Raw genomic sequence first — 25003 nt, forward strand, 5'->3', positions numbered from 1 at the left:
ATCCGTTTATTATAGCCTATTTTTTATTTATTTCACAGCGATTTAAGTCCGCAGCTACAGTTTCTCAGCAGTTATCTGTAAATTCAAAAACAGACATGAATCTCCGCATCTTCGCAGAATCATTCATGCCTGTTTTCATTTTCCCATTTAGAGCGTGTAGCACCCTTTAGTTGTTGCTCAAATATTTTTCAATATCGGTAACGGCCTGGTTCTCATCGGCACCATCAGCAGAAATTATAACCTGCTCTCCTGCTGCAAGGCCCAGGGTCATCATACCCATAATGCTCTTCGCATTTACCTTTTTGGAATCGATCTCCACGTAAATACTGCTTTCATACTGGCTGGCTACCTGTACAAGCATGGCTACCGGCCTGGCCTCTAATCCTGATGCAAGTTCGACGGTGACTGTTTTTTTTACCATAATTATCCTCCTCATTCCTGTGAACGGACCCTATTCCATTCTGCTGCGTTCACTCCTGTCCCGCAGTTGCTCCGCAATATCGCAGAGTTTCCTAAGTCGGTGGTTTACTCCTGATTTTCCAACAGGAGGGTCCAGAGCTTCCCCAAGCTCTTTTAATGTAGCTTCCGGTCTTTCAACCCGCTCGCGCGCAATTTCTTCCAAATTCTCCGGCAGGTTTTCCAGGCCTATTGTATCTCTGATATATTCTATATCCTCTATCTGCTTCACAGCAGCTGATACCGTTTTATTGATGTTGGCGGTCTCACAGTTAACCTGACGGTTTACGCTGTTGCGCATGTCCTTCAGGATTCTGATATTCTCCAGCTCCATCAGTGCTACCGGCGCCTCCATCACGTTTAAAATATCGACAATCTGACTGCCTTCCTTAATGTAGACGATATAGTAACGTTTTCTCTTGACAATCTTCGCCTCTAAGTCAAAGGTGGCAATGATCCCCTGAAGCTGCTTCGCCTTCTCCTCTGTTGCACATACGATCTCAAAATGATAGAATTTCTCGGGATCACTTAAGGACCCCGATGCAAGAAACGCCCCGCGGATGAATGCGCGCCTGCAGCATGACTGCTGAATCACCACATTCTGAACCACATTTAAATTTTCCCCCACCTCTCCATGCTCGTCAAGGAGCTTAACGGCATGAAGCACCCGGAGGGCATCCTCATGCTCCCGGATCGTCACCGTGTATGTACGGTTTTTATTTAAGTAGGCGTTTCTTCTAATAGAGACATCAGTAACTATATTAAATGTTTTTTTCAATAATGTAAAGTACTTTCTTGCAACTGCCACATTTTCCGTGTGGATTTTAATGGCATAATGGTCCTCTTCCGAGATTGTGATCTTTCCGCAAAGGCTGATGATCGCCGCTGTTTCGGCAATCTGACAGTGTCTCGCCGGGCTTAACTGCCTGGATAGTTCGTCTTTTACTTTGGAGGAAAATGACATGGCAGCTCATTCCTTTTTTCTTTTATTATCCTTATCAATATCGCGGTGCTCAATTTTTAAGCCGAATTCCTCATGGGATTTGAGCCGCTCGTAAACCGCCTTCGCAATCGTCACTGACCGGTGCTTTCCTCCGGTACAGCCAATCGCAATCACAAGCTGGTTTTTCCCTTCCAGCACGTATCCCGGAATCAGGAATTCCAGCATATCGTACAGCTTATTCAGAAAAATGTCTGCTGTCCCGTTCTGCATCACGTAATCCCGCACTTCCTGATCCTCGCCCGTCTTTGGACGCAGTTCATCCACATAGTATGGATTCGGAAGAAATCTGACATCAAAAACAAGGTCTGCATCCGAAGGGATTCCGTACTTGAAACCGAAGGACAGAATCGTGATATACAGATTCTTATAGCTTTCATTTGCCATAAATATTTTTTCCAGCTCTGCCTTCAGTTCCTTTGTCAGCAGCTTGCTGGTATCTATAATGTAATCCGCCTCTTCCTTTAAAAATGCCAGTTTGAGGCGTTCCTTCTCGATTCCGCTGTCGATCCGCCCCTCCCCCGCCAGAGGATGGGCACGCCTCGACTCTTTATAGCGTTTGATCAGTGTCTCGCTGCTGGCATCCAGGAACAGAATCTCGTATGGAACCCTTTTTCTGGACCACTCATCAAAGATCCTGTCCAGTGCCGACAGTTCATCGCCGCTGCGGATGTCGATCCCCAGCGCGGCATTTCTGATTCCGCCCTGATTGCTCAGGGTAAGCTCAGCAAATTTTTCTACCAGAGGGATGGGAAGGTTATCCACACAGTAGAATCCCATGTCCTCCAGCATCTTCAGCGCATTTGTCTTACCGGCGCCCGACATGCCTGTCACAATTACCAGTCTCACGTTACGTCTCCTCTACGACTTTCGAATGTTCCCAGCGTCTTAACTTCCATCTCCAGCTCCACCCCGGAGCATTCAAACACCTTTCGCTTCACATCCTGACAGAGCGTCATAATATCCGAGGCCGTGGCATGATCCCTGTTTATCACGAAACCACAGTGTTTCCCGGAAACCTCCGCGCCGCCCACACGGTATCCCGCCAGACCGGCTTCCTCGATCAGTTTACCCGCAAAATTCCCTGCCGGCCGCTTAAACGTGCTCCCGGCACTGGGATACTCCAGCGGCTGTTTACTCTTTCTCCTGGCGGCCAGTTCGTCCATATATGCCCTGATCTCCGTCTTGCTGCCCGGCTTTAAACGATACCGCGCTTCCAGCACAATGTACCGGTTTGCGGGAATACAGCTGGTCCGGTAGCCCAGTTCCAGTTCCGGCAGGGAAAGGACCTTTTCCTCACCTTCTATGGTCATCACACGGGCTGATTCAATGATATCCTTCGTCTCGGAACCGTAGGCGCCCGCATTCATCACGACGGCTCCGCCCACCGTGCCGGGAATTCCGGCTGCAAATTCAAAGCCTGTGAGCCCGGCCTCCAGCGCCGCCTTTCCCACCCGGGAAAGGGACGCCCCCGCGCCGGCCGCGATCTCACACCGGTCACTGTCCACCGTACACCCGGAAAATCCGGCCGTCATGGAAATGACCACACCGTCGAAACCGCCGTCTCCCACAAGCAGATTGCTTCCGTTTCCGAGAATGCAGTACGGGACCTCTTCTCTCCGGCACAGCCGGATCACCTCTCCCAGTTCGCGCGCATCCGCCGGGCTTACATAGTAGGCTGCGGGACCTCCTGCACGAAAGGTGGTGTGTCTGCTCATCTTCTCTTCCGTCTTCACATGGCTGCTATCTGACACTTCCAGCAGTTTCTCATAAAACATTGTCATGAAACACCTCAATCATCCTGTTTTCTTGACAGGTTTGCCTGGACACGGTTGTATAATTCCTGTGCCGCGTTGTACCCCATCTTCTTCTGTCTGTAGTTGACAGCTGCCGACTCCACGATGATGGCGAGATTCCGTCCCGGGCGAACAGGGATGGAATGGCAGACCACACGGTTTCCTAAGAATTCCGTATACTGGTCTTCCAGTCCCAGTCTGTCGTACTCTTTATCCTTATCCCAGTCCTCCAGCTTGATTACCATATCGATGGCCTGGGTGTCCTTCACGCTCTCCACACCGAACAGCGTCTTGACATCGATAATACCGATTCCTCTCAGCTCGATAAAATGTCTTGTAATTTCGGGAGCACTTCCGATCAGAGTCTCATCGCTGACCTTTCTGATCTCCACCACGTCGTCCGTTACGAGACGGTGGCCTCTCTTAATGAGCTCCAGAGCCGCTTCACTCTTACCGATTCCGCTCTCACCCATGATCAGAACGCCTTCACCGAATACATCCACCAGAACGCCGTGGATGCTGATGCACGGAGCCAGTTTTACCTTCAGCCAGCGGATGATCTCTGCCATCAGATCAGAGGTCGTCTGCTCCGAAACAAGGCATGGTACGCCGTAATGGTCGCAGCGTGCGATCATATCTTCATCCGGATCCTGGTTCCTCGAATAAACCAGGCACGGAATCTGACTGGACAGAAGCTTATCATACATCTCCACCTTGCGGTCATGTTCCATCTGACGGATATACTCCTGCTCCACATAGCCGATAATCTGGACCCTCTCATTGTCGAAATGGTCAAAAAAACCTGCCAGCTGCAGTGCCGGACGATTGACATCCGGATGACTCAGCACAATTTTCTCTGCATCGATCTCCGGTGTCATGTTCCGGAGATTCATTTTTTCAATTAACTCTGTAATCGCAACTCCATGCATGGTCTGATGCTCCTTTTCCATCTGTTTTTCTCATACTAACACAGATTTCGTGTTTTGAAAAGAGATTCGGAGGGAAATTCCACAATCCTGCCGCCGGGCAGCTGCAGTTCACTCCCCGTTTATTCCTCTTTTGGACGTAAGCTGACGCAGCCGATTAATGGAAAAAGTCATAGACACTCTGAGCCGACTTAGTATTCATGCCCGGTGCGGCAGTCAGGGCTTCTATGGTGGCTTCTTTTATGGCTTCGATATCTTTAAAATGGCGCATCAGTGCCTTGCGGCGGGTGGGGCCGATATCAGGGATGTCATCCAGTATGGAGTGAACCTGGCCTTTGCTGCGCAGGCTTCGGTGATATTCGATCGCGAAACGATGGGCCTCATCCTGGATTCGGGTGATCAGCTTAAAGCCCTCGGAGCGCTTGTCGATGGGGATCTCCACGTTGTTGTAGTACAGGCCGCGCGTCCTGTGGTTATCATCTTTTACCATACCGCAGACCGGGATAGACAGCTTCAGCTCATCGAGCACTTCCAGGGCAATATTAACCTGTCCGCGGCCGCCGTCCATCATGAGTAAGTCCGGGAATTTCGTGAAGCTGCCGAACTCTTCGTCCACGCCCTTTTCTTTTAATGCGGCGGCTTCGTCAAGTCCGTGGGAAAATCGGCGGGTGAGTACTTCACGCATGGAAGCGTAGTCGTTGGCGCCTTTGACCCATTTAATCTTGAATTTCCGGTAATCGTTCCGCTTGGGCTTGCCGTCTTCATAGACAATCATGGAGCCTACGGATTCAAAACCGCTGATATTGGAAATATCAAAGGCCTCGATCCTGTGGACTCCGGTTATGCCAAGCCAGCCGCTGACCTCGTTCATGGCCCCGATGGTCCGCAGCTCTTCGCGTTTGATCTTTTCTTTGTCCTGGGAGAGCACCAGAGCTGCGTTCCGCTCCGCAAGCTCCACCAGCCGCTCCTTCTCCCCCTTCTGAGGAACGACCAGCTTCACCTTCTGGCCGCGCTTGGCACTCAGCCACTCTCTGATGATCCCGCTGTCCTCCAGCTCCGTCTGAACCCAGAGTTCCCTCGGGACAAACGGCGTTCCGGCATAGAACTGCTTGACAAAGCTGGTTAAAATCTGTCTGTCATCTTCCGCTGTGGCTATGGCTACATGGTAATGCTCACGGCCGATCAGACGGCCTTCTCTTACAAAAAACACCTGGACCACCGCGTCCTTTTCGTCCTTTGCCATGGCAATGATATCGCGGTCCTCCATACTGCTGCTGGTAATCTTCTGCTTCTGTGCCACCGCTCTGACGCTGGTCAGCAAATCCCGGTATTCGATGGCTTTTTCAAAATCCATCTCATCCGACGCCGCCTGCATCTTCTCCTCCAGCATGGAGATGACCGGGTCGTATTTACCGCCCAGAAAATCAAGGGCCTGGCTGATGGCCTTTCCGTATTCTTCTTTGTTGATGTACCCCTGGCAGGGCGCCGAGCACTGCTTGATGTGGTAGTTTAAGCAGGGGCGGTCCCTGCCGATATCCTTCGGCAGATTGCGGTTGCAGGTCCGGATCTTATACAGCTTATGAATCAGATCGATGGTATCCTTTACCGATCCCGCACTGGTGTAGGGGCCAAAATATTTGCTTTTGTCCTTTTTCATATCCCTGGAAAATAAAACCCGGGGAAAATCCTCGTAAACCGTCACCTTAATATACGGATACGTCTTATCGTCCTTTAACATCGTGTTGTATCTGGGACGGTGTTCCTTAATTAAATTGCACTCCAGAACCAGGGCTTCCAGCTCAGAATCGGTTATGATGTACTCGAACCGGGCGATCCTGGAAACCATCTGTTCAATCTTTGACGTCTTATTCCTGCTGCTCTGGAAATACTGCCTGACCCTGTTCTTTAAACTGATGGCCTTGCCCACATAGATGATCTCATCCTTTTTATCGTGCATGATGTAGACCCCCGGCTGGGCGGGCAGTTTCTTTAGTTCTTCTTCTATATTAAATCCATTGTATCCGGATTGCTCCACGTATTTGTCACCTCAGTCTCGCTCCATCGTATTTCGTCTGCATCTCCAGATAATTGACGGCGGCCCGGTACATTCCTTCCCGTGTGCCCGTTCCGCTTCCGATATCCAGGGATTCACAGACAGCCGTAAGCTCCTCTTCTGAAAAGATCTCACAGCGCTCTTTTAAAACTTCCAGCTTTTCATAATACGTCTCCGCGTCTAAAAAAGCAAGAAGATTTTTACTGGAAACAGCGGTTTCTTCACTCGTTTCTTCTGCTTCCTCTGTCTTAAGTTCGACCCGCTCAAACCGGTACTTCTGATTCACCTCCGGATATTTTTCATGGTCCACTTCACTGGTGAACATGGACAGCGGCCGTACATACGTTCCAAATGTACCGTACAGCGCCTGATAAACCACCATCTTCTCTCCTGTCTCGGAATGTTCGGCTACGGTGATAATCTGATACAGCTTATTCTTAAAATGTCTGTAACATTCTCCTGGTTTTGGTATTCTGTCCATATGCGTTTCCTTTCCTGATTTCCCGTCATGCTGTATCCGCAGAAGCCTGCGCAGCGCTGCACGGTTCAGTACAGCGCTGCGCAGGCTTCCGTGAATGATCAGTTACTCTCCAGCGCCTCCTGTTGTGACGATCACAACATTGGGCTTGCTTCTCTTTTCCCCCTGTGCCGCAGTCTCCGGCTGGGCGGCAGCTTTCTCTGCGGCTTCTGTTTCCGCATCTTCACCGGTCTGCAGTTCTTCACTGGCGGAGGTTCCGTCCACCGGAGCCTCTGTCTCCTCCATCGTGGTTTCTTCCGAAGGCTGTCCCTCCTGGGGAAGCGTTTCCTCCGGTGCAGGCGGCGTCTCCCCGTCTGAAGCTTCTGCCGGCGGGACCGCTGTGGTCTCAGGAGGCAGAGCCGCCCTGGATTCCGCTATCTTTTGATCTTCCCGGCCGGCTTCCTCCGGGGAAAGAAGTCCATCCCACGTATATTTGTTGGATGCGCTCCATAGAATCCATTCATCGTATCCGGCGTCGTAGACCGCCTGAATCTGAGCCCGCACCTCGGCAGGGCCGTATTTGATATAATGCTGCAGATAGGAGGCGGTGAAATCCTGAAGCCACGGCCGCACGATGGCATGGTCCTCCCCCGCCGCCGTCACGATAGCCAGATCCTGCTTTGACTTCATCAGGGCCGCAAGAATCGTATCGTAAGGCTGCGTATCCGGATGCTCAATCCCGAAATTCCCGTCACCGTAATGGGAGGGATAAATCATCGGACAGATATAGTCTAAATGCTTTGCCATATCATTATACACCTGTCCCACCGCATCCGCATCAATCTTACTTCCAATGATGGTGCCGAAAACGTCTGCCGATACGAAGACGCCTTCCTCCGACAGCTTATCATAGGCATACGTAATAAACTCCGTGATGATATCCGTCTTGGAGCGTCCCCTCGTATCCGCCTCGTCAAACACGACCTGCTTCATGGTGCTGTCCGTGGCAAAGCGGATGTAATCGAACTGAATCTCGTCAAACCCGGCTTTTGCGGCCTGTTTGCCCACTTCTACCAGGTAATCCCACACCTCCTGGCGGTAGGGATTGACCCAGGCCAGCCCCTTATTATCGCGGTGAAGACTGCCGTCCGCGTTCTTTAAGCTCCACTCCGGCTTCTTCTCAGCCAGATATGGATCACGGAATGCCACGACCCTGGCGATGGTATAGATGCCTCTGGCCTTTAAATCCGCCATAAGCGATCCGATATCTCTGATATACCGCTCCGATGCACCGATCTCATTGACCGTGGGCGCATCATCCATGGCAAATGTGATCCTTCCATCGTCGTTCTTCACATCGATGACCACCGCGTTAATCTCCGTCTGGCTGATCTTGTCAAGAATCGCCTGAAAGCCTTCCGATCCCGCCATATATCCGGAAATGTAGACGCCCTTCACCCGGACCCGCTCCTTCTTAACTTCTTCCGGTTCTGTCTCTGGCTGAATCTCCAGCGTCTCCTCTTCAGTTTCTCCGCTCATACTCTCTGTTTCTGTTGTCTCATCCGTTTCCGGCAAGTCGGATACCTGCTTATACTTACTGCATCCCGTAACTGCCAGCGTACAGACAAGTACTGCCAAAAGCCATTTCTTCATATTGCTCCCGTTCTCTTTCCTGATGGTTTTATGGTAATCTCCTGTAACATTTATTTAATATTTTACCACATTTTGTAAAATTTACAAACGTGTTTTCGTTTTGCCGTCTTAATCATTCATTTTGTAAATTATATTTGACATTTAGTCGTATTTAGTGTACTATTAAAGTATGAAACAGGAGTCCTGCAGAAACCGGAGGTGGATTTTTATTGAAGAACAAACGGCTGAAAATTGCCCGCATAGAACACGATTTATCACAGGAACAGTTAGGGGAACGGGTTGGCGTCACACGGCAGACGATCAGCATGATCGAATCCGGGAACTATAACCCGACGCTGAATCTCTGTATTGCAATCTGCAAAGAACTGGGTAAGACACTGGATGAATTATTTTGGGAGGTATCAGAATGAAATCACTTTTTAAGAAACGAATCGTAGATGAACGAATGGAACTTCAAAGTCTTAAGAATGCCAGAAAGAGCTGGAACTTTCTTCTCATTGCGACCGGCCTCTGCCTGTTGGCGGAGCTTCATTTACTTCAATGGGAGCTGAAATACGTACTTCCACAGGCCGTTATCGTGCTTGCTGCCTCTCTTTATAATATATTTTTGGATACCAGAGACGGCAACATTTATACCGCGGAATCCGCCAACCGCAAAAGGCTGTTTCTGCTCTACTCCATAAGCTCCCTGGCTGCGTCACTGATCATCGCCAGCGGTTTTTACAGGCGCTATTCTCTCATAACAGCGATTATTATTTTCATTATTCTCTTCTTTTTCATGTTTGGACTGATGTATCTGTTTGATTCTCTCATCTTCCATATGGGAAAAAAAAGAGCGCTGAAAGACACCGAAGAGGAAGAGTAACCACGGCCGGAACTTTCCCGCCGCAAGCAGAATATCACAACCACAGTTTACAGAAGGAGAAGGCGTCTGCCTTCTCCTTCTGCTGCTTAACAGCTCCATCACAGAGTTTCTTCGAGCTATAACAGATGAACTGCCACGATCAATCCTGCAAATACAATCGAGACCATGGACGTAAGCTTAATCAGAATATTAATGGACGGCCCCGACGTATCTTTAAACGGATCGCCGACCGTGTCCCCAACGACCGCAGCCTTGTGCTGGTCGCTTCCCTTTCCGCCGTGTGCTCCGCCCTCGATATATTTCTTCGCATTATCCCATGCTCCGCCGGAGTTGGCCATCATGACCGCCAGAACGAAGCCGGTCACGGTATTGCCGGCTAGAAGGCCTGCGACACCGTTTACCCCCAGCAGCAGCCCGACGGCGACGGGAATGATCACTGCGATCAGGGCCGGCGCCAGCATCAGCTTCTGTGCCGATTTCGTACACATATCCACACAGGAGGCGTAATCCGGTTCCGCCTTTCCCTCCATCAGCCCCCTGATCTCCTTAAACTGCCGGCGCACCTCGATCACGATGGACTGGGCCGCCTTTCCCACCGCGTCCATCGTCAGAGCGGCAAATAAAAACGGAAGCATGCCGCCGATAAACAGGCCGATTAAGACAGTCGGGTTGGTAATGGTTAAATTCAGCGCAATATCCGGGTTCAGCTGTTGTACCTTATCGATGTAGGAGGCAATCAGCGCCAGTGCTGTCAGCGCGGCTGAACCTATGGCAAAGCCTTTGCCAGTGGCCGCTGTCGTATTTCCCAGGGAATCCAGCGCATCCGTCCGGTTTCTGACCTCCGGAGGCATGTGGGTCATCTCCGCGATTCCCCCTGCATTGTCGGCGATTGGGCCGTACGCATCCGTCGCCAGCGTGATTCCCAGTGTCGAAAGCATTCCGACCGCGGATACTCCGACACCATAAAGTCCCATATTAAAATCGGTATTTCCGCCCGAACAGTAGTAGCTGATCAAGACGGAGGCACCGACAATAATCACCGGCGCCACGGTGGAAAGCATTCCGAGAGACAGGCCGCTTATGATGACCGTGGCCGCCCCCGTTTCACTGGATGAAGCCAGATTCCTGGTAGGCCGGTACGAATCCGACGTAAAATATTCTGTGATTGCACCGATCAGAACCCCGGCGATCAGGCCGGACAGTACTGCCGCATAAATCCCCACATGGCCCGGAAGCAGGATTCGGATAATCACGAATGCCCCCACGGCCACCAGAACGGCGCTGATATACGTTCCCAGCCGCAGTGCTTTTAAAAGACTCTTTTGAGAGGCGTCCTCCTTTGTCTTTACGAAAAAGGTGCCTGTAATTGATGCGATAACGCCAAATGCTGCCAGCATCATGGGAACAGCCACGCCCTTTACGCCGAAACCGGCCGCAACCGCCAGCGCAGAGGTCGAAACAATAGATCCGACATACGATTCATACAAATCAGCCCCCATACCGGCCACATCGCCCACGTTGTCACCCACATTATCCGCGATAACCGCGGGATTGCGCGGATCATCTTCCGGAATTCCGGCCTCCACCTTGCCAACCAGATCGGCTCCCACATCAGCCGCCTTAGTGAAAATGCCTCCGCCCACACGGGCAAACAGCGCCATACTGGAGGCGCCCATGCCGAAGGTCAGCATATTGGCTGTAATCTGGCCGATCCGTTCCGCCTCCGGGAGCGAACGGAATACGGTATTCAGGATAAAATACCAGATGGTCAAATCGAGAAGTCCAAGCCCCACCACGGTAAACCCCATAACAGATCCCGCCGAAAACGCCACCTTCAGTCCCTTATTCAGACTGTGGGAAGCCCCCTCCGCCGTCCTGCAGTTCGCCATCGTCGCGGTGCGCATTCCGATAAATCCCGACAAACCGGAAAAGAAGCCGCCTGTCAAAAATGCAAACGGTGTAAAGTAACTTAAAAATCCGCCAAACGCCATACACAGCAATATGAGGAAAACGACAGCAAAGAAAACGCCAACGCCCAGATACTGCCGTCTTAAATAGGCGCCGGCACCTTTCCTGACCGCAGTAGAGATTTTAATCATCCCGGCACTGCCCTCCGGCTGTTCCTTCACCCGGAAAAACATGCAGGCAGCGTAAATCAGAGCGGCTATGGAACCAATTGCTACGACATACATAACATTCATGGTACCCCTCCTCGTAATAACACTTGTTGAAATTGTTTAGTTTCAACTTCATTATAGTTCTTTATATGGGCGTTTTCAACAAATATGTATGATTTTTTTTAGTAATTTAACGGACGGCCTGTCTGGGCCCTGTTGTACGGACTGCCATAAACAAAAAGCCCGTCGGGAAAACAGAGCGAACATGTTTCTTCCGCTCTTCGTCATCCCGCCGGGCTTCTCCCTGCAATCGTTTATCACGAAAAAACTTAATAAGTAAGAACCTCCGGTCCCTCTTCTGTGATCAGTACCGTAACCTCCCACTGTGCCGACAGACTTCCGTCTTCCGTGTAGATCGTCCAGCCGTCTTCCTCATCCTGAACGACATCGGGTCTCCCTGCATTCACCATCGGTTCAATGGTAAAGATCATGCCGGGAACGAGAAGCATATCCGTCCCCCGCTCTCCGATATGGCTGACCCACGGCTCCTCATGGAAATCATTGCCAACACCGTGACCGCCGATTTCACGCACTACCGTAAATCCATTGGAGTACACATACTCCGAAACAGCCGCCCCGATGTCGCCTAAATGGCCCCAGGGCCTTGCTTCCTTAAGCGCCAGTTCCACGCTCTCTTTCGTCACACGGACCAGCTTTTCAGCCTCCGGCGTCACCGTTCCGATGCAGTACATCCTGGAGGCGTCACCGTAGTATCCGTCCAGAATCGTGGTGACATCTACATTGATGATATCGCCTTCCTTTAAGATCCGGCCGGGATCCGGAATACCATGGCAGACCACCTCGTTGACAGAGGTGCAGACACTCTTCGGATACCCTTCAAAATTCAGGGGAGCCGGAATTCCTCCCATTTTTATCGTATTTTCATGGACAAGCTGATTGATGTCCTCCGTGCTGATGCCAGGCTTGATAAACGAATCCACCAGATTCAAAATCTTCGTGTTTACCTCTCCGGCTCTGCGGATTCCCTCGATCTGAGCCGGTGTCTTGATCATATAGTGTTCCGGCACCAGATCGCCCATGATGGCGTAATTTTCGATTTTCGTATCGAAGGCCAGGTGGCAGTTCTTATACTTTTTTCCACTGCCGCACCAGCAGGCGTCATTTCTTCCCAGTTTCTTTAACATCGTGATTTCCTCCATCTTCTCTACAACGTTTTATCACGTTTTGAGGCCGTTGTAAAGAGCACTTCCCATTATTCTTTTAAGACAGCCTTCACCCGGCCGTTCCTTTCCACATTATCATTATATGGATCGGAAGCCACGATATCCCCATCTTCCAGACCGGAAATTATTTCTACCCGGCCGCTTTCTCTTCTGCCCGTCTCCACAGGAGTGAGGACCGCTTTTCCACTGCTCACGACATAGACGGCGCTTCCATGTTCCTGCGGCATGACGGCGGCCGCGGGAACAGAGAAGACCTGCTCCGCCTTAATTACGGTAAAGGATACATCCGCCGTCTGCCCTGCACCCACATGCTCCGGCAGGCTGAGCGGTTTTAATTCAACCGTACAGCGGTTTTCCTCCAGGCCGATGGAGGACATCTCCTTTTTTGCAGTTTTTGAGATAAAACCCACCTCGGCCTCCGACCTCGTGCCGTCGGCGTAAACCACCTCCGCGGTAAGTCCCGGCGTCAGTGCGGCCGCGTCCTCGGATAAGACCGATGCGGAAAGCTTCATTTCCTGAGGGCGGTATACCTTTGCAACCGGCTGATTCGGCGATAAGTATGCCCCCTCCTCCGTGTAGACTTCCCACAGGACACCGTCGTAGGGCATCGCAACCGCGCCCGGATTTACCGTATTCTCCAGAAGCTCAAGCTGTTTTTCATAGGAGACGATCTGATCTTGAAAGGCGGTGCGGCGTGCGTCCGAATTATCCTCCTTCGCCTGGTTATATTTCTGAAAGGCTATGTCCATCTGCGTCTTCAGCGTATCTAAATCCGAGCGGGCAATAAAGCCGCCCTGCTGCTCCAGCACCAGTCCGTTGTCATAGTTTTTCTTTGCGAGCAGGTACTCACTTTCCGCTGCAGACTGGGCCGCTGCGGCGGAACCGCTGGCCCCGTAAAGCCGCTCGTACTCCTGACGCGCACTGATCAGCTGCTGGCGGAACTGCTCCCGCTGAATATCGAGTGTCGTCTGGGAGGCGGAATCCGTCTTTATCAGAATTTCCCCCTCCTTTACCTCCATTCCGGGTAAAAACGGAATTTCCGACACATTGCCGGCCGTAATGGAGTTAAGCACCATTCCGGATACCGGAAGGATGGAGGCCGAGACTGTAAACTGACTCTCTAAGCTCCCCTTCACGGCCCGCTCCGCCTGCGTTTCCACCGGCTTTAGAAGCACCGCCGCGTACGCTCCGATACTGATCACGGCAATGGCCGCAAGAAATATCCATTTCACGTTTCTTTTCATCCTGCACCTCTATTCCCGTTCCCGCAGAAGATCCGCAGGAACTATTTTTTTCAGCTTTCGAAGCATCATAACGGAACTCAGACCGACCGACACCGCGGTGAGACCGATGGCCTGCAAAAGTGCTTTCCCATCGATAAACCCCGGAATCGTATACATATCAGACGCCATGGACACCGAGATCAGACGGCTGGCTCCCATGGCCATGGGAATTCCGATCAGAACGGCTCCCACCGCCAGAATCCACTGTCCCGTGGATATGACCTCCAGACATTCTCTGCTCTTTAAGCCCAGCATCATCAGAGTGGACAATTCCCGTTTCAGTTCCTCGAAGCTGATGAGGGAGCTGATGTAAATAACGGCAAAGCTGATGATTACCCCCAGCATGGACATGGACGCCATGATGGCGCTCATACTCCCCATCATGGACCGGTACTGTTCCAGTCTCCCCTGACGGCTCTGAATCGCAGATACGGCCGCGGCGTCACTGAGTCTGGTCCGCAGCTCCTCCTGCACGGTAAGCGGGGCCTTTAAGAGTACCGTACTGCATACACCGCGGTAATCGCTGATCTTTGCCGCACCTTCAAACGACATATACGCAGAGCTTCCCATATACTGGGCAATCGTATCTGTAACGGCAACGCGGCTGATCCGTTCTTCAGGATAGGTAACCTTAACCTCGATGGTACTTCCCTTCTTCACTCCCATGAGACTGGCCATGTGTTCTGAAATCACGATCCCCTCCTCCTCCGGATATGCCCTGCTTCCATCCTCGCGGAACAGTCTGGTCAGTGATGCTTCCCGTGATACCGCCTGAATCGTACAGTCTGTTTTTCCCTGCGGCCCGGCAAGGGTCACTGCAAATTCCATCATTGCCTCCGCGTTCTCCACCTGAGGATGCTTTACCGCCTCCAGCGCGCCGTTCACTGAAACCGGCTGTTCAAATGAGACCATAATGTCCTGTCTCTGTGTCTTTTCCCAATAGTCAAAGATAAACACATCAAATAAGGAGTTCATGGATACCAGAGTCGCTGTGATCATATAGGCAAAGGCAATACCGGCTATGGACATGGCCGTCCGCCTCCTGTTCCGCGACAGACTCCGCAGTGCCATGATGCCCGGAACTGTAAAAAGCCTTAAAAAGCCCGGTATCCGTTCCAGAAAGGATGGCCTGGCCGTTTTGGGGGCCGGCGGCCGCAGCGCCTGGGCCGGTCTCATTTTCCCTATAACGCCTGCGATGATCCATGAGGTGCCTGAACAGAAGATTCCTGCCAGAAGGATTCCCTCCAGTAAGTAAGCGGCCGACAAGGGGGCGGTTACTTCCGGAAGATTAAAATACATCCGGTAAAATCCCGCCATAGGGTCCGCCATGGAATACCCCAGCAATCCCCCCGCCAGACCGCCGGCCAGGCCGGTCACCGCACCGAAGCCCATATAGTGAAGCCGTATCTTTTTCAAAGGAATCCCGAGAGCCATCAGCGTTCCGATCTGGGTCCGCTGCTGCTCCACCATGCGGCTCTGGGTGATATAGAGGATCACTCCTGCCACAGCCAAAAACAGAAACGGAACCACGCCGGACATCTTTTCCAGCTGCTTAATTTCCTCATCCACCATGGAAACAGCCAGCTGGTCCTCACTGGCAAAATGGGATATAAGACCGTATGGGGTCAGCGCCTGCTCCACCTGATCCTTCACATCTTCCCACATACTCCCGGGCGCCATCCGGAATAAAAAGCTGTTGGCGTGGCCTTCCTGGCCGTAAAGCTGCGCCAGTGTCCGGTAAGAGGTAAAGGCGGCGTCATACACGGCCGGGCTTGGGAACAGTTCATTCATATTGCGTATCATATAGATATTTTCCGGCGTCAGACCAATCCCCGTGATCTCCATGGGAATCCGTTTTCCCCCCACGATGATCTCAACCGTATCGCCCGGATTTAAATTTCTGGCCTTTGCCATGCCGTCGCCGATGACAATCTCCCTCTTTCCCTCCGCAGGCAGACTGCCTCTGGAAAGTACCGGCCGGTTCATCTTTCCGTCGGTCCAGGACACAAGATGCAGCTCCACATCCCCGTCGAAGCCGTACACACGGACTTCCTTAACGAGACGCGGTTCCACGGCGTCGATTCCGGGAATCATGTTCAGGATACCGGCTTCAGAGACCGGCGAATCCGTAACCTCTGCAAACCCGTCACAGAAATCAGACTGGGAAAAGAATAAGTCCCGCGATTCGACAAGATTATCGTAACAGAGTTCCAGCACAGTGAAACCGCAGAAACCGATGGCCACAATCAGAATACAGAGAAGATAGGCCGCTCTGGACCTCTTCATGTCGCGAATCATTTTCTTCCATAAAAGCTTCGTCATAGCGCCCCTTTCCGCTGCCTACCAGTCAAGCTCCTCCGCCCGGCACGGATGCTCATTGACCGTGATCCGTTCCAGTCTCCCGTCCTTCATGTGAAATACACGGTCTGCCACCCTGGCCATCTCGGCATTGTGGGTGATGGTCATGACCGGGCAGTTTAAGTTCTTTCCCACTTCCAGAAGCAGCTTTACGATGGCCACGCTGTTTTTGCTGTCCAGCGCCCCGGTGGGTTCATCACAGAGAAGCAGATCCGGCTTCTTGACAATGGCCCGGGCAATAGAGACCCGCTGCTGCTCGCCGCCGGATAACTGGGCCGGAAAATGCTTCTCTCTTCCCTCCAGCCCCACCATGGTGAGCACTTCGGCCGGATCCATGTGTTCCTTCACAATGCTGGCGGCCAGTTCCACATTTTCCTTCGCAGTCAGGGACGGAATCAGGTTGAAAAACTGGAACACAAAGCCGACCACATCCTTCCGGTAATCAGACAGCTGATCCGGAGTACAGCCAGTCAGCAGCTTCTCTTTATACCAGATTTCGCCTCCCGCAGGCTGGTCCATACCGCCTGCAATATTCAAAAGTGTGCTTTTTCCCGAACCTGACGGTCCCAGCACCACGATAAATTCTCCCTGCTCCACCTCGAAGGAGACGTCCTTTAAGGCGTCTACTGCAACGCCCTCCCCCTCATATCTGACGGATAAATGTTCCGCCCTGATTACCGGTTTTCCCATAATCCTCCTTCCGGCTCTGCGTCCTGGTACTCCTCTTTATAAGCAATCTGCTTCAGCCATTTCTCCCAGACACAGAATTTCTTCATAACTTCGTCAAGCGAAGCGGAAAGCTCTGACTTTCTCCTGTTATAGAGGAACCCTTCCGTCATCCAGGTCAGCATCTCATACACCTCCTGAGGCGAGACCTCCGGCTTAAACTTGGTGTAGTCTATATTTTTAAAATACTCCTGTAAAGTCATGTTTACTGCATGCTTCTGCGTCAGCTTCCCCGTCACTGCCCATGACCTGGTTCATAATCAGCTTCGCACAGTAATCAAATAAATATAAATACAGAGACTTCTTATTATGAAAATAGTAGAATAAAAGCCCTTTGGATATCCCGGCTTTTCTGGCGATCTCATCCGTCACCGCATGTTTGTAATCGTTCTTCGAAAATACCTCCAGCCCGGCATTGATGATGCGCATCTGTTTTTCCTGCGGCAGATCGTAAAACTGTTCATTCATCTTCCTGACCCCCTTAACCTGTCTGGTTTAACCAATCCGGTCAATTTCATTGTACCTCATTGACTATATTTTACAACCCCTAAAAGCCGGACAGATGGTCATTTTTTCTCAAAAGCGCCGACACAAAAAAGGCCGGCCCCGGCTGCTGTTCTCCTGACATGGCACGGTCGCGAACGGAACCGGACCGCACATCTGCAAAATGCTGAAACTCCTGTGGAAATTTAAATGGATTTATGATACAATCGGTAAGTATTATGGGCTAAAACTCATATTATTTCATGACTCAGCGGCATTTTGGGGATCCATCCCCATGGAATACGTCTGCCACGAACATAGATTCTAAAGAATAAAAAAGGGGTACAAACATGAAAATCGGATTTGACAACAACAAATATTTGCAGCTACAGTCTGAGCATATCAGGAAACGGATTAACCAGTTCGGTGACAAACTGTATCTGGAGTTCGGCGGGAAATTATTCGACGATTACCACGCCTCCAGAGTTCTTCCCGGCTTTGCGCCTGACAGTAAGCTCCGCATGCTGCTGCAGCTTGCAGATCAGGCTGAGATCGTCATCGCCATCAATGCCGCGGACATCGAAAAGAATAAGATCCGCCATGACCTGGGCATTACCTACGACGTGGATGTCCTTCGCCTGATCCAGTCCTTTACCGACCAGGGACTCTATGTCGGAAGTGTTGTCATCACCCAGTACTCCGGCCAGAAGTCCGCCGATATCTTCAAAAGCAAGCTGGAGAAAATCGGCGTGCGCGTCTACCGCCATTACATCATTGACGGTTATCCAAGCAACGTCTCTCTCATCGTGAGCGACGAGGGATATGGAAGAAACGATTACATCGAGACGACAAAGCCGTTAGTCATCATCACGGCTCCCGGACCAGGCAGCGGAAAGATGGCCACCTGCCTCTCCCAGCTCTACCATGAAAACAAACGCGGGATACAGGCCGGCTATGCAAAATTCGAGACCTTTCCGATCTGGAATATTCCGCTGAAGCATCCGGTAAACTTAGCGTACGAGGCGGCTACTGCCGACTTAAACGATGTCAATATGATTGATCCCTTCCATCTCGACGCCTACGGTGTCACTACAGTGAATTATAACCGCGACGTGGAGATATTCCCGGTTCTCAGCGCCATCTTCGAGGGAATCTACGGGGAATGCCCGTACAAATCCCCTACCGATATGGGAGTCAACATGGTTGGCTGCTGTATCGTGGACGACGAGGCATGCGTGGAGGCCTCCCGCCAGGAGATTATCCGGCGCTATTATCAGGCGCTCTCCCGCCTCGCCAAGGACATGGGCAGCAAGGAAGAGGTTTATAAAATCGAGCTTCTGATGAAACAGGCCAAGATCACCACCGCTGCCAGACGGGTGGTCGGAGCCGCCAACGAACGCGCAGAACGGACCGGTTATCCGGCGGCGGCTCTGGAGCTGGACGACGGCACCATCATCACGGGAAAAACCACAAACCTGCTGGGCGCTTCGGCCGCTCTCCTGTTAAACGCCGTTAAGGTTCTGGGAAATATCCCCCATGACATGCATTTAATTGCACCGTCTGCCATCGAGCCGATTCAGAAGCTGAAGGTCAATTATCTCGGCAGCAAAAATCCGCGGCTTCACACCGATGAGGTACTGATCGCCTTATCTGCCAGTGCTGCCACGGACCATAATGCCCAGATCGCGCTGGAACAGCTTCCAAAGCTGAAGGGCTGTGAAGTTCACACCTCGGTTCTGCTTTCCGATGTGGATGTGAAGATTTTCAAGAAGCTTGGCGTCAATCTGACCTGCGAACCGATTTATGAGGAGAAAAAAATTTACCATTAAAAGAAAGGACACCGTAACTGTCAGCGGCTCCCACTGACACTGCGGTGTCTTTTTCTTTATGAAAGCGGTATTTTCCGCCTTAATCTGTCTTCTATAAAGCCGATTCCCATTTAATCCGAAACAGCAGAACCAGGGAGATTGCCGCCGCCATGTAATTGGAAAAAAGATTTCCCCAGAACACGGAGTAATAAGCCAGAAAGCTTTCTGTTGCAAGGATAAATAAATATCTTAAAAGCCAGATTCGCAGGAGCCCCACCACCATGGGAACCTTCGTCCTTCCCAGTCCGATAAATGCCCCCTGAACCACCATACAGATGCCGAATCCGACCACAGAATACGTATAAATATGTAAAGCATGGTCCGCGATCTCCAGTACATCCGGCTGTCTCGTAAACAGAGTTGTCAAATGGGAGGATGCCGGTACGATGACGGAGATGATAAGGACGGCTGTAATCATACTGGCCACACAGCCGGTCAGCGTGCATTTCTTTGCCCGTGGCCCCTGTCCCGCGCCCACATTCATGCTCACCATGGTTGTGATAGCGGAACCGAAAGAGCTGGGAAGGTTGAAGCATACCGACGTGATATTATTGGCAATCCCCTGACCGTTCAATACGACGGGCCCGTATTTCTGCGTTTCATTATTGATCAGAAAAAATCCAAAATTCAGCATGAGGCTGGTAATCATAGCCGGAATGCCCACGCGAACCAGCTGGTGGATCAACACTCCGTCGAAATGAAAGCCTTTTAATGTCAGCTGATTATCTCCTTTCTGAAGAAACAGCTCATAAAACATCCAGATGCAGATCAGCACATTGGCACAGAGCGACGCCAGGACACAGCCCACAATCCCCAGATTTAACCAGACAATGAAAACGACATTAAAAACCACTTTCAATACCAGCATCAGAACCATCCGGATAAAAGTCGCTTCCGGCCGTCCGGTGGCGTTCATAATTGCATTATAGATACTTTCCAGGAAGGAGAATGGAAGAACCATGGCGTATAAAGCGATATACAGCCAGACGTTATGAGATATTTCCTGATTGACATGACCCGATATCGGGAACGCGATCAGCACAAGAAGCGGTGCAATACACAGACCGAGGCAGAAGGCAAACACGACCGTCTGGGTGCTGATATGCTTTACCCGTTTAAAATCCCCCTGACCGAAGGTCTGCCCGATCACAGCCATGGCCGCCACACTTAGGCCCTGCGCCAGCGCCGTCATCATATTGATAATCGGTTCACTGTAGGTGACGGCACTTGCCACCAGTGTTCCCGCCACATTGTTGATAAAAAGCCCATCAGACAACGGCATGAGGGACTGGACAACACTCATCATCAAAGTTGGCATTGACAGCATCATAAGGGTCTTTACGATATTACCGTTCAGTATCAGATCACGGCGTTCGACCGGGCCCGTTTTCAGTATTTTTGTTTTCATCTTTCTTACACACCACTTTCTGCATCATTTCATAATTTCATAAATCCCTACTATAGCACAATTTGATCCGTTCTGCATACTGTCCTTCTATTTTTAACGCTTTATTATCATTTGTAAAATCGGCGTTAAGCTTTTTTGTTTTTATAGATTTTTCCTGTCAATTCGGTATAATCGAAGAAAAGGAAATTTAAAATCCATGTAAAATGAAGGATCAATGTAAAAAAGTGAGGTATGAAATGAATGAGGTAACGATCACCATATCCGACTTTTTAACCGGACTCTCATCCAGCCCGGCGTTTGCCGTTACAACGGTGCTGACGCTGGGCGTTATTCTGGTAAACGGTTGGACAGACGCTCCCAATGCCATTGCAACCTGTGTTTCCACACGGGCCATCTCCGCCAGGCACGCCATATTGATGGCGGCTGTCTTTAATTTTCTCGGAGTCTTTCTCATGACCATGATTAACTCCAGTGTGGCTTCCACCATCTATAATATGGTCGATTTCGGCGGAGACAGCCACGAGGCTCTGATCGCTCTCTGTGCCGGACTGACCGCCATCGTCACATGGGCCACGGCAGCCTGGTGGTTTGGTATTCCTACCAGCGAAAGCCATGCTCTCATCGCCGGTCTGTCAGGAGCTGCAATTGCTCTCCACAATGGTGTGGATGGCATCAACGGATCCGAATGGATCAAGGTCTTATACGGTCTCCTGCTCTCCACATTTCTCGGTTTTATCTTCGGCTGGCTAAGTGTCCGTCTGGTAGAACTTCTCTTTCGGAACCGGGACAGGCGAAAGACAAACCGGTTCTTCGAAGGTGCGCAGATCGCCGGCGGTGCCGCCATGGCCTTCATGCACGGTGCCCAGGACGGTCAGAAATTCATGGGAGTGTTCCTGCTTGGCCTGTTCCTGGCCCAGGGAAACGCAGGCTCCGGGCATTTCCCGATTCCGGTCTGGCTTATGATTCTCTGCAGTCTGGTCATGGCTGCCGGAACTTCGATCGGCGGTTACCGGATCATCAAAGCCGTCGGCATGGATATGGTGAAGCTGGAAAAATATCAGGGATTTGCGGCAGATTTAGCCGGCGCCGGCTGTCTTCTGCTCTCCTCCGCAGCGGGAATCCCCGTATCCACCACTCACACAAAGACCACTGCCATCATGGGCGTCGGAGCCGCCAAACGCATCTCCTGTGTTGACTGGGGTGTTGTAAAAGAGATGGTCCTTACCTGGGTGCTTACCTTTCCCGGATGCGGTATCATCGGATTTTTAATGGCAAAACTGTTTCTGGCGGTCTTCTAAGCTGCATCGTGATTCAAGACCTTTGCCCCGCTGCGATATCATTTTAATCTGCATAATAAGAGAGGAGCCTGCAAAATGACAGGAAAACGCGATTACTTATATTTCGAACTGTTTCAGGAGGGCGTTCGTTACGCTATGGAAGCCGCCGCTCTGCTGCACAGGGATCTGGAACACTTCGATTCTTCCGGACTGGATGAACAGATTGATGCCATGCATCAGCTGGAGCACCAGGCGGATTTAACCAAACATCAGGCAATGGAAAAGCTGATCCGGGAGTTTATCACTCCCCTGGAGCGTGAGGATATTCTCAGTCTGACCAGCGCCATCGACGATGTGACGGACAGCATCGAGGATGTACTTCTGCGCCTCTATATGTTTAACATTCGCACCCTGCGTCCGGACGCCCTGGAATTTTCCAAAATTATAACCGACTGCTGCCATGCGCTGCTGGATCTGATGGAAGAGTTTCCAAATTTTCGCAAATCGAAATCAATCAAAGACAAAATCATCGAAATCAATCATTTAGAGGAGGTCGGTGACAAACTCTACACGGAAGCCATGCACCGCCTTCACACAGAACAGACGGAAGCCGCCACACTGCTGGCCTGGACTACCATCTACGAGCGTTTCGAGAAATGCTGTGACAGGTGTGAGGACGTGGCCGATTCGGTAGAACTCGTCATACTGAAAAACAGCTGAAGGCAGTTTACACGGTACTGCCTTTCTTTTTTGCAAAATATTCCTCATTATACAAAACAGCCGGATTATCCGGCTTTTTCGCTTTGGCTTTTTCGTGATATTCCAAAGCCTTCGCGTTCTCTCCCAGACGGTCATAGCAGACACAAAGCTGGATATCCGGGATAAAATCGTGACAGTCCGGATTTACAAAAGCTCCGCTTTTTTCGTCCGTCACCTGCCCTTTGGCCTGCAGATACCAATAAACTGCCTGTTTTAAGTACCGCCGGTCCTGATTTCCCCTCTCTAAAAACCATTTTCCAATGGCACAGCAGATTTCCGGACGGGGCTCATCATAACGAAAGCTCCCAAACAGGGCAGTCAGCGCTTCCTCCGATTTTCCAAGCTTCATAAAACACTCGGAAAGATTGAGACAGGCGCTTATATTGTTTTCCACCCAACCGTTCCCTTCCTTAAGAAAAGTTTCCAGTATCCGGGCCGCTTCCTCATACCTTGCGTGGTAATACAACTCTCTTCCATAGTAAAACTGATGCCTCGGTTCCAGTTTTCTGCCGCTGTCCACCATATTTTCATAGATTTTTAAGTTGCGGTCCGGATCTGAGGGATGAATCTTTCTGTGACAGACGGCAGCATCGCCATGAATGATTTTTCCCGCCGGTGCAATAACTTCATGGACAGCCCCCTGCCATATAAAATGACTTTTCCTGCGCAGAAGACGTTCCCGGTAATATGCCATGGCCGGCCTTCCATGGCTGTCAAACGCCACATGATATGGAAGCATGATTACGTCGGGTACAGAATCCGGCCCGTCCTCTGCGTTCTCTTTCTGCCGGGTATTTAATGTATTCTTCATCTGAAGGAATTTCTCTCTGTCCTCTTCCTCCATCACATCATCCGCATCCAGCCACATCTGGTAATCCATAGTAGCTTTTGAGAATGAAAAATTGCGGGCAGCGGCAAAATCATCGATCCACGTGAAGTCATAAACGTGATCCGTGTATCTGGCGGCTATTTCCCTGGTTTTATCCTGAGATCCCGTATCCACAATGATGATCTCATCAACAAGGCTGCTTACACTGTCAAGGCACCTTGCCAGGACATCCTCCTCATTTCGTACAATCATACATAAGCTGACCGTTATCATACCAACTGCTTTCCCGGATTCCCGTCACCGGAATTCCGTCATTCTTTTCCCATTATCATATGCAGAAATCTGCCGGAACGGTCCCCCGCCCCGGCAGATTTCTCTTGCGAATCCCTCACTGATACTTTAATCTCCAAGACGAAGAACCGTCATGGATAAATCATCGACAGTAAATCCATCCTGATCTGTAATGACCTGAATGATTGACGGGGTGGCCGATACCTGGAACGGAACGTGGAACGACAAGGTAGCAACTTCCGTCGAGGCTGAAAAGGTGTGACGGACTGTCGATCCGATCACATCGTATCCATTTAGAAGCATGCGGACCATCAGTGACGCCGGAATCTGGGTCCCCGGATTGACCGAAACTGTTCCCTGAAATACTGCCTGGTAAATCCCCGGCTGACTGATATCAATATCGGAAGAGCCGGGCTGATGTGTGATAAACGTCCCTGATACAAGAGGCGTATCATAGAACACAAGGGGACCGCCAGGTATGGTCTGCTGCCCGGAAGTGTCTACCGTGGCAAGTACCTCCGGTGCGCCTCCGCCGCCTGTTACACCGCGCGGAATCACAAAATCAAACACGGCATCATTTTCATCTCCTGAGTTAGTGACTTCCGCCTGGGTCCCCGGTTCTCCTGTTATCACGGTTCCGATGCTGATAGTGGCCGCGGCTCCCGTCGGACCGGTTTCTCCGGTGGCTCCCGTCTCCCCCATAGGGCCTGTCGCTCCGGTCTCGCCGGTCTCACCGGTCGCTCCGGTGGCTCCTGTGACTCCGGCAGCACCTGTGGCTCCTGTAGCTCCCGCAGCGCCTTCCGCTCCCGTATATCCCCGCGGGATCACAAAATCAAGAATGTGATCACTTCCTGTGCCAACATCTGTTACGGAAGCCGGGGTTCCCGGTTCAGCCGTTATCGTGCTGCGTATGGTAATCGTATCTGACGCACCTGCTGCTCCCGTAGCACCGGTGGCTCCTGTGACTCCGGCAGCACCGGTTTCTCCCTTTATCCCCTGCGGCCCGGCAGGTCCCTGCGGACCTTCGCTTCCCTGTGGAATCACGAATTCCAAAACCGCGTCCTGATCGGTTCCCACATTCGTTACACTGGCAGGACTCCCCGGCGCACCAGTGATGGTATCTCCCACTCTTACGGAACATCTGCACGTCTGTG

General features: G+C 51.2%; 23 protein-coding genes. 5 read left to right on the forward strand and 18 right to left on the reverse strand.

From position 1 onward, the window contains the following. Positions 1-166: 166 nt before the first annotated feature. The 8 genes from NE473_RS24960 to NE473_RS24995 all read right to left on the reverse strand — a co-directional run bounded on the left by NE473_RS24960 (position 167) and on the right by NE473_RS24995 (position 8341). Entirely contained in the window at positions 167-421 is a 255-nt protein-coding gene (locus NE473_RS24960; RefSeq protein WP_022032859.1) for an HPr family phosphocarrier protein, read from the reverse strand. Between the two features lie 30 nt (positions 422-451). Next, positions 452-1420, reverse strand: a complete 969-nt coding sequence (whiA, locus tag NE473_RS24965; protein ID WP_006772800.1) for a DNA-binding protein WhiA — start codon at positions 1418-1420, stop codon at positions 452-454. A gap of 6 nt (positions 1421-1426) precedes the next feature. Continuing rightward, positions 1427-2305 (reverse strand): RNase adapter RapZ, encoded by an 879-nt coding sequence (rapZ, locus tag NE473_RS24970; protein ID WP_006772801.1) that lies wholly within the window; start codon positions 2303-2305, stop codon positions 1427-1429. Next, positions 2302-3240, reverse strand: coding sequence for a UDP-N-acetylmuramate dehydrogenase (gene murB, locus NE473_RS24975; protein ID WP_055651499.1), 939 nt, complete (start codon positions 3238-3240; stop codon positions 2302-2304). Before murB ends, rapZ begins: the two co-directional genes overlap by 4 nt. Before the next feature lie 8 nt (positions 3241-3248). After that, positions 3249-4181, reverse strand: a complete 933-nt coding sequence (gene hprK, locus NE473_RS24980) for an HPr(Ser) kinase/phosphatase (protein ID WP_022032857.1) — start codon at positions 4179-4181, stop codon at positions 3249-3251. Positions 4182-4335: 154 nt separating this feature from the next. Continuing rightward, positions 4336-6213: an excinuclease ABC subunit UvrC gene (gene uvrC / locus NE473_RS24985; protein ID WP_055651500.1), complete on the reverse strand. Its 1878-nt coding sequence runs from the start codon at positions 6211-6213 to the stop codon at positions 4336-4338. A 7-nt stretch (positions 6214-6220) separates the two neighbouring features. Continuing rightward, entirely contained in the window at positions 6221-6712 is a 492-nt protein-coding gene (locus NE473_RS24990; protein WP_022032855.1) for a DUF1653 domain-containing protein, read from the reverse strand. A 102-nt stretch (positions 6713-6814) separates the two neighbouring features. Next, positions 6815-8341: a putative glycoside hydrolase gene (locus tag NE473_RS24995; protein WP_055651501.1), complete on the reverse strand. Its 1527-nt coding sequence runs from the start codon at positions 8339-8341 to the stop codon at positions 6815-6817. Between the two features lie 209 nt (positions 8342-8550). Between NE473_RS24995 and NE473_RS25000 the strand changes: the two genes are divergently transcribed. Both NE473_RS25000 and NE473_RS25005 read left to right on the forward strand, forming a co-directional pair. After that, positions 8551-8751, forward strand: a complete 201-nt coding sequence (locus NE473_RS25000) for a helix-turn-helix transcriptional regulator (protein ID WP_006772808.1) — start codon at positions 8551-8553, stop codon at positions 8749-8751. After that, positions 8748-9206 (forward strand): DUF6773 family protein, encoded by a 459-nt coding sequence (locus tag NE473_RS25005; protein WP_006772809.1) that lies wholly within the window; start codon positions 8748-8750, stop codon positions 9204-9206. The genes NE473_RS25000 and NE473_RS25005 overlap by 4 nt, the downstream gene beginning before the upstream one ends. A 116-nt stretch (positions 9207-9322) precedes the next feature. Here the strand turns inward: NE473_RS25005 and NE473_RS25010 are convergent, their stop codons facing one another. The 7 genes from NE473_RS25010 to NE473_RS25040 form a co-directional block, all read right to left on the reverse strand. Then, positions 9323-11407 (reverse strand): sodium-translocating pyrophosphatase, encoded by a 2085-nt coding sequence (locus tag NE473_RS25010; RefSeq protein WP_006772810.1) that lies wholly within the window; start codon positions 11405-11407, stop codon positions 9323-9325. A 245-nt stretch (positions 11408-11652) separates the two neighbouring features. Further along, positions 11653-12528, reverse strand: a complete 876-nt coding sequence (map, locus tag NE473_RS25015) for a type I methionyl aminopeptidase (protein WP_022032853.1) — start codon at positions 12526-12528, stop codon at positions 11653-11655. Positions 12529-12596: 68 nt separating this feature from the next. Further along, on the reverse strand, positions 12597-13799 hold the full coding sequence (locus tag NE473_RS25020) for an efflux RND transporter periplasmic adaptor subunit (RefSeq protein ID WP_256265406.1): 1203 nt from the start codon (positions 13797-13799) through the stop codon (positions 12597-12599). A gap of 21 nt (positions 13800-13820) precedes the next feature. Further along, positions 13821-16172, reverse strand: coding sequence for an ABC transporter permease (locus NE473_RS25025; protein WP_055651504.1), 2352 nt, complete (start codon positions 16170-16172; stop codon positions 13821-13823). A gap of 18 nt (positions 16173-16190) precedes the next feature. Further along, entirely contained in the window at positions 16191-16898 is a 708-nt protein-coding gene (locus tag NE473_RS25030; RefSeq protein WP_006772814.1) for an ABC transporter ATP-binding protein, read from the reverse strand. Further along, the gene (locus NE473_RS25035; RefSeq protein WP_148509941.1) at positions 16883-17137 is read right to left on the reverse strand and encodes a hypothetical protein; all 255 of its coding nucleotides are present in this window, start codon (positions 17135-17137) and stop codon (positions 16883-16885) included. The genes NE473_RS25030 and NE473_RS25035 overlap by 16 nt, the downstream gene beginning before the upstream one ends. Next, complete coding sequence (locus NE473_RS25040; protein ID WP_055651505.1) at positions 17115-17402, reverse strand: TetR/AcrR family transcriptional regulator; 288 nt, start codon at positions 17400-17402, stop codon at positions 17115-17117. The genes NE473_RS25035 and NE473_RS25040 overlap by 23 nt, the downstream gene beginning before the upstream one ends. 365 nt (positions 17403-17767) lie before the next feature. Here NE473_RS25040 and NE473_RS25045 point away from each other — a divergent pair, with 365 nt between their 5' ends. After that, positions 17768-19246, forward strand: a complete 1479-nt coding sequence (locus tag NE473_RS25045; protein WP_006772818.1) for a DUF1846 domain-containing protein — start codon at positions 17768-17770, stop codon at positions 19244-19246. A 91-nt stretch (positions 19247-19337) separates the two neighbouring features. On the opposite strand, the gene NE473_RS25050 is transcribed toward NE473_RS25045, so the two are convergent. Then, positions 19338-20693, reverse strand: coding sequence for an MATE family efflux transporter (locus NE473_RS25050; protein WP_055651506.1), 1356 nt, complete (start codon positions 20691-20693; stop codon positions 19338-19340). Positions 20694-20929: 236 nt separating this feature from the next. Here NE473_RS25050 and NE473_RS25055 point away from each other — a divergent pair, with 236 nt between their 5' ends. Both NE473_RS25055 and NE473_RS25060 read left to right on the forward strand, forming a co-directional pair. Beyond that, a complete protein-coding gene (locus NE473_RS25055) occupies positions 20930-21991 on the forward strand; it encodes an inorganic phosphate transporter (RefSeq protein ID WP_055651516.1) in 1062 nt (353 codons plus the stop codon). A 75-nt stretch (positions 21992-22066) separates the two neighbouring features. Next, entirely contained in the window at positions 22067-22690 is a 624-nt protein-coding gene (locus NE473_RS25060; protein ID WP_022032847.1) for a DUF47 domain-containing protein, read from the forward strand. Between the two features lie 7 nt (positions 22691-22697). Here NE473_RS25060 and NE473_RS25065 read toward each other — a convergent pair whose 3' ends face one another. Further along, on the reverse strand, positions 22698-23831 hold the full coding sequence (locus NE473_RS25065; RefSeq protein WP_055651507.1) for a tetratricopeptide repeat-containing glycosyltransferase family 2 protein: 1134 nt from the start codon (positions 23829-23831) through the stop codon (positions 22698-22700). 126 nt (positions 23832-23957) lie between these two features. After that, on the reverse strand, positions 23958-24977 hold the full coding sequence (locus tag NE473_RS25070) for a spore surface glycoprotein BclB (protein WP_055651508.1): 1020 nt from the start codon (positions 24975-24977) through the stop codon (positions 23958-23960). Between the last annotated feature and the right edge of the window lie 26 nt (positions 24978-25003).

This window comes from Hungatella sp. SL.1.14, assembly GCF_024460495.1.
Classification (GTDB): Bacteria; Bacillota; Clostridia; order Lachnospirales; family Lachnospiraceae; genus Hungatella; species Hungatella hathewayi.

Excerpts from the sequence above, each read along its gene's own strand:
- hprK (WP_022032857.1), bottom strand. The coding sequence starts at position 4,181 with ATGCATGGAGTTGCGATTACAGAGTTAATTGAAAAAATGAATCTCCGG.
- NE473_RS24960 (WP_022032859.1), bottom strand. The coding sequence starts at position 421 with ATGGTAAAAAAAACAGTCACCGTCGAACTTGCATCAGGATTAGAGGCC.
- NE473_RS25040 (WP_055651505.1), bottom strand. The coding sequence starts at position 17,402 with ATGAATGAACAGTTTTACGATCTGCCGCAGGAAAAACAGATGCGCATC.
- NE473_RS25025 (WP_055651504.1), bottom strand. The coding sequence starts at position 16,172 with ATGACGAAGCTTTTATGGAAGAAAATGATTCGCGACATGAAGAGGTCC.
- NE473_RS25035 (WP_148509941.1), bottom strand. The coding sequence starts at position 17,137 with ATGACTTTACAGGAGTATTTTAAAAATATAGACTACACCAAGTTTAAG.
- NE473_RS25065 (WP_055651507.1), bottom strand. The coding sequence starts at position 23,831 with ATGATAACGGTCAGCTTATGTATGATTGTACGAAATGAGGAGGATGTC.
- NE473_RS24995 (WP_055651501.1), bottom strand. The coding sequence starts at position 8,341 with ATGAAGAAATGGCTTTTGGCAGTACTTGTCTGTACGCTGGCAGTTACG.
- NE473_RS24990 (WP_022032855.1), bottom strand. The coding sequence starts at position 6,712 with ATGGACAGAATACCAAAACCAGGAGAATGTTACAGACATTTTAAGAAT.
- NE473_RS25050 (WP_055651506.1), bottom strand. The coding sequence starts at position 20,693 with ATGAAAACAAAAATACTGAAAACGGGCCCGGTCGAACGCCGTGATCTG.
- NE473_RS25045 (WP_006772818.1), top strand. The coding sequence starts at position 17,768 with ATGAAAATCGGATTTGACAACAACAAATATTTGCAGCTACAGTCTGAG.
- NE473_RS25030 (WP_006772814.1), bottom strand. The coding sequence starts at position 16,898 with ATGGGAAAACCGGTAATCAGGGCGGAACATTTATCCGTCAGATATGAG.
- NE473_RS25055 (WP_055651516.1), top strand. The coding sequence starts at position 20,930 with ATGAATGAGGTAACGATCACCATATCCGACTTTTTAACCGGACTCTCA.
- NE473_RS25005 (WP_006772809.1), top strand. The coding sequence starts at position 8,748 with ATGAAATCACTTTTTAAGAAACGAATCGTAGATGAACGAATGGAACTT.
- map (WP_022032853.1), bottom strand. The coding sequence starts at position 12,528 with ATGTTAAAGAAACTGGGAAGAAATGACGCCTGCTGGTGCGGCAGTGGA.
- NE473_RS25010 (WP_006772810.1), bottom strand. The coding sequence starts at position 11,407 with ATGAATGTTATGTATGTCGTAGCAATTGGTTCCATAGCCGCTCTGATT.
- murB (WP_055651499.1), bottom strand. The coding sequence starts at position 3,240 with ATGACAATGTTTTATGAGAAACTGCTGGAAGTGTCAGATAGCAGCCAT.
- NE473_RS25060 (WP_022032847.1), top strand. The coding sequence starts at position 22,067 with ATGACAGGAAAACGCGATTACTTATATTTCGAACTGTTTCAGGAGGGC.
- whiA (WP_006772800.1), bottom strand. The coding sequence starts at position 1,420 with ATGTCATTTTCCTCCAAAGTAAAAGACGAACTATCCAGGCAGTTAAGC.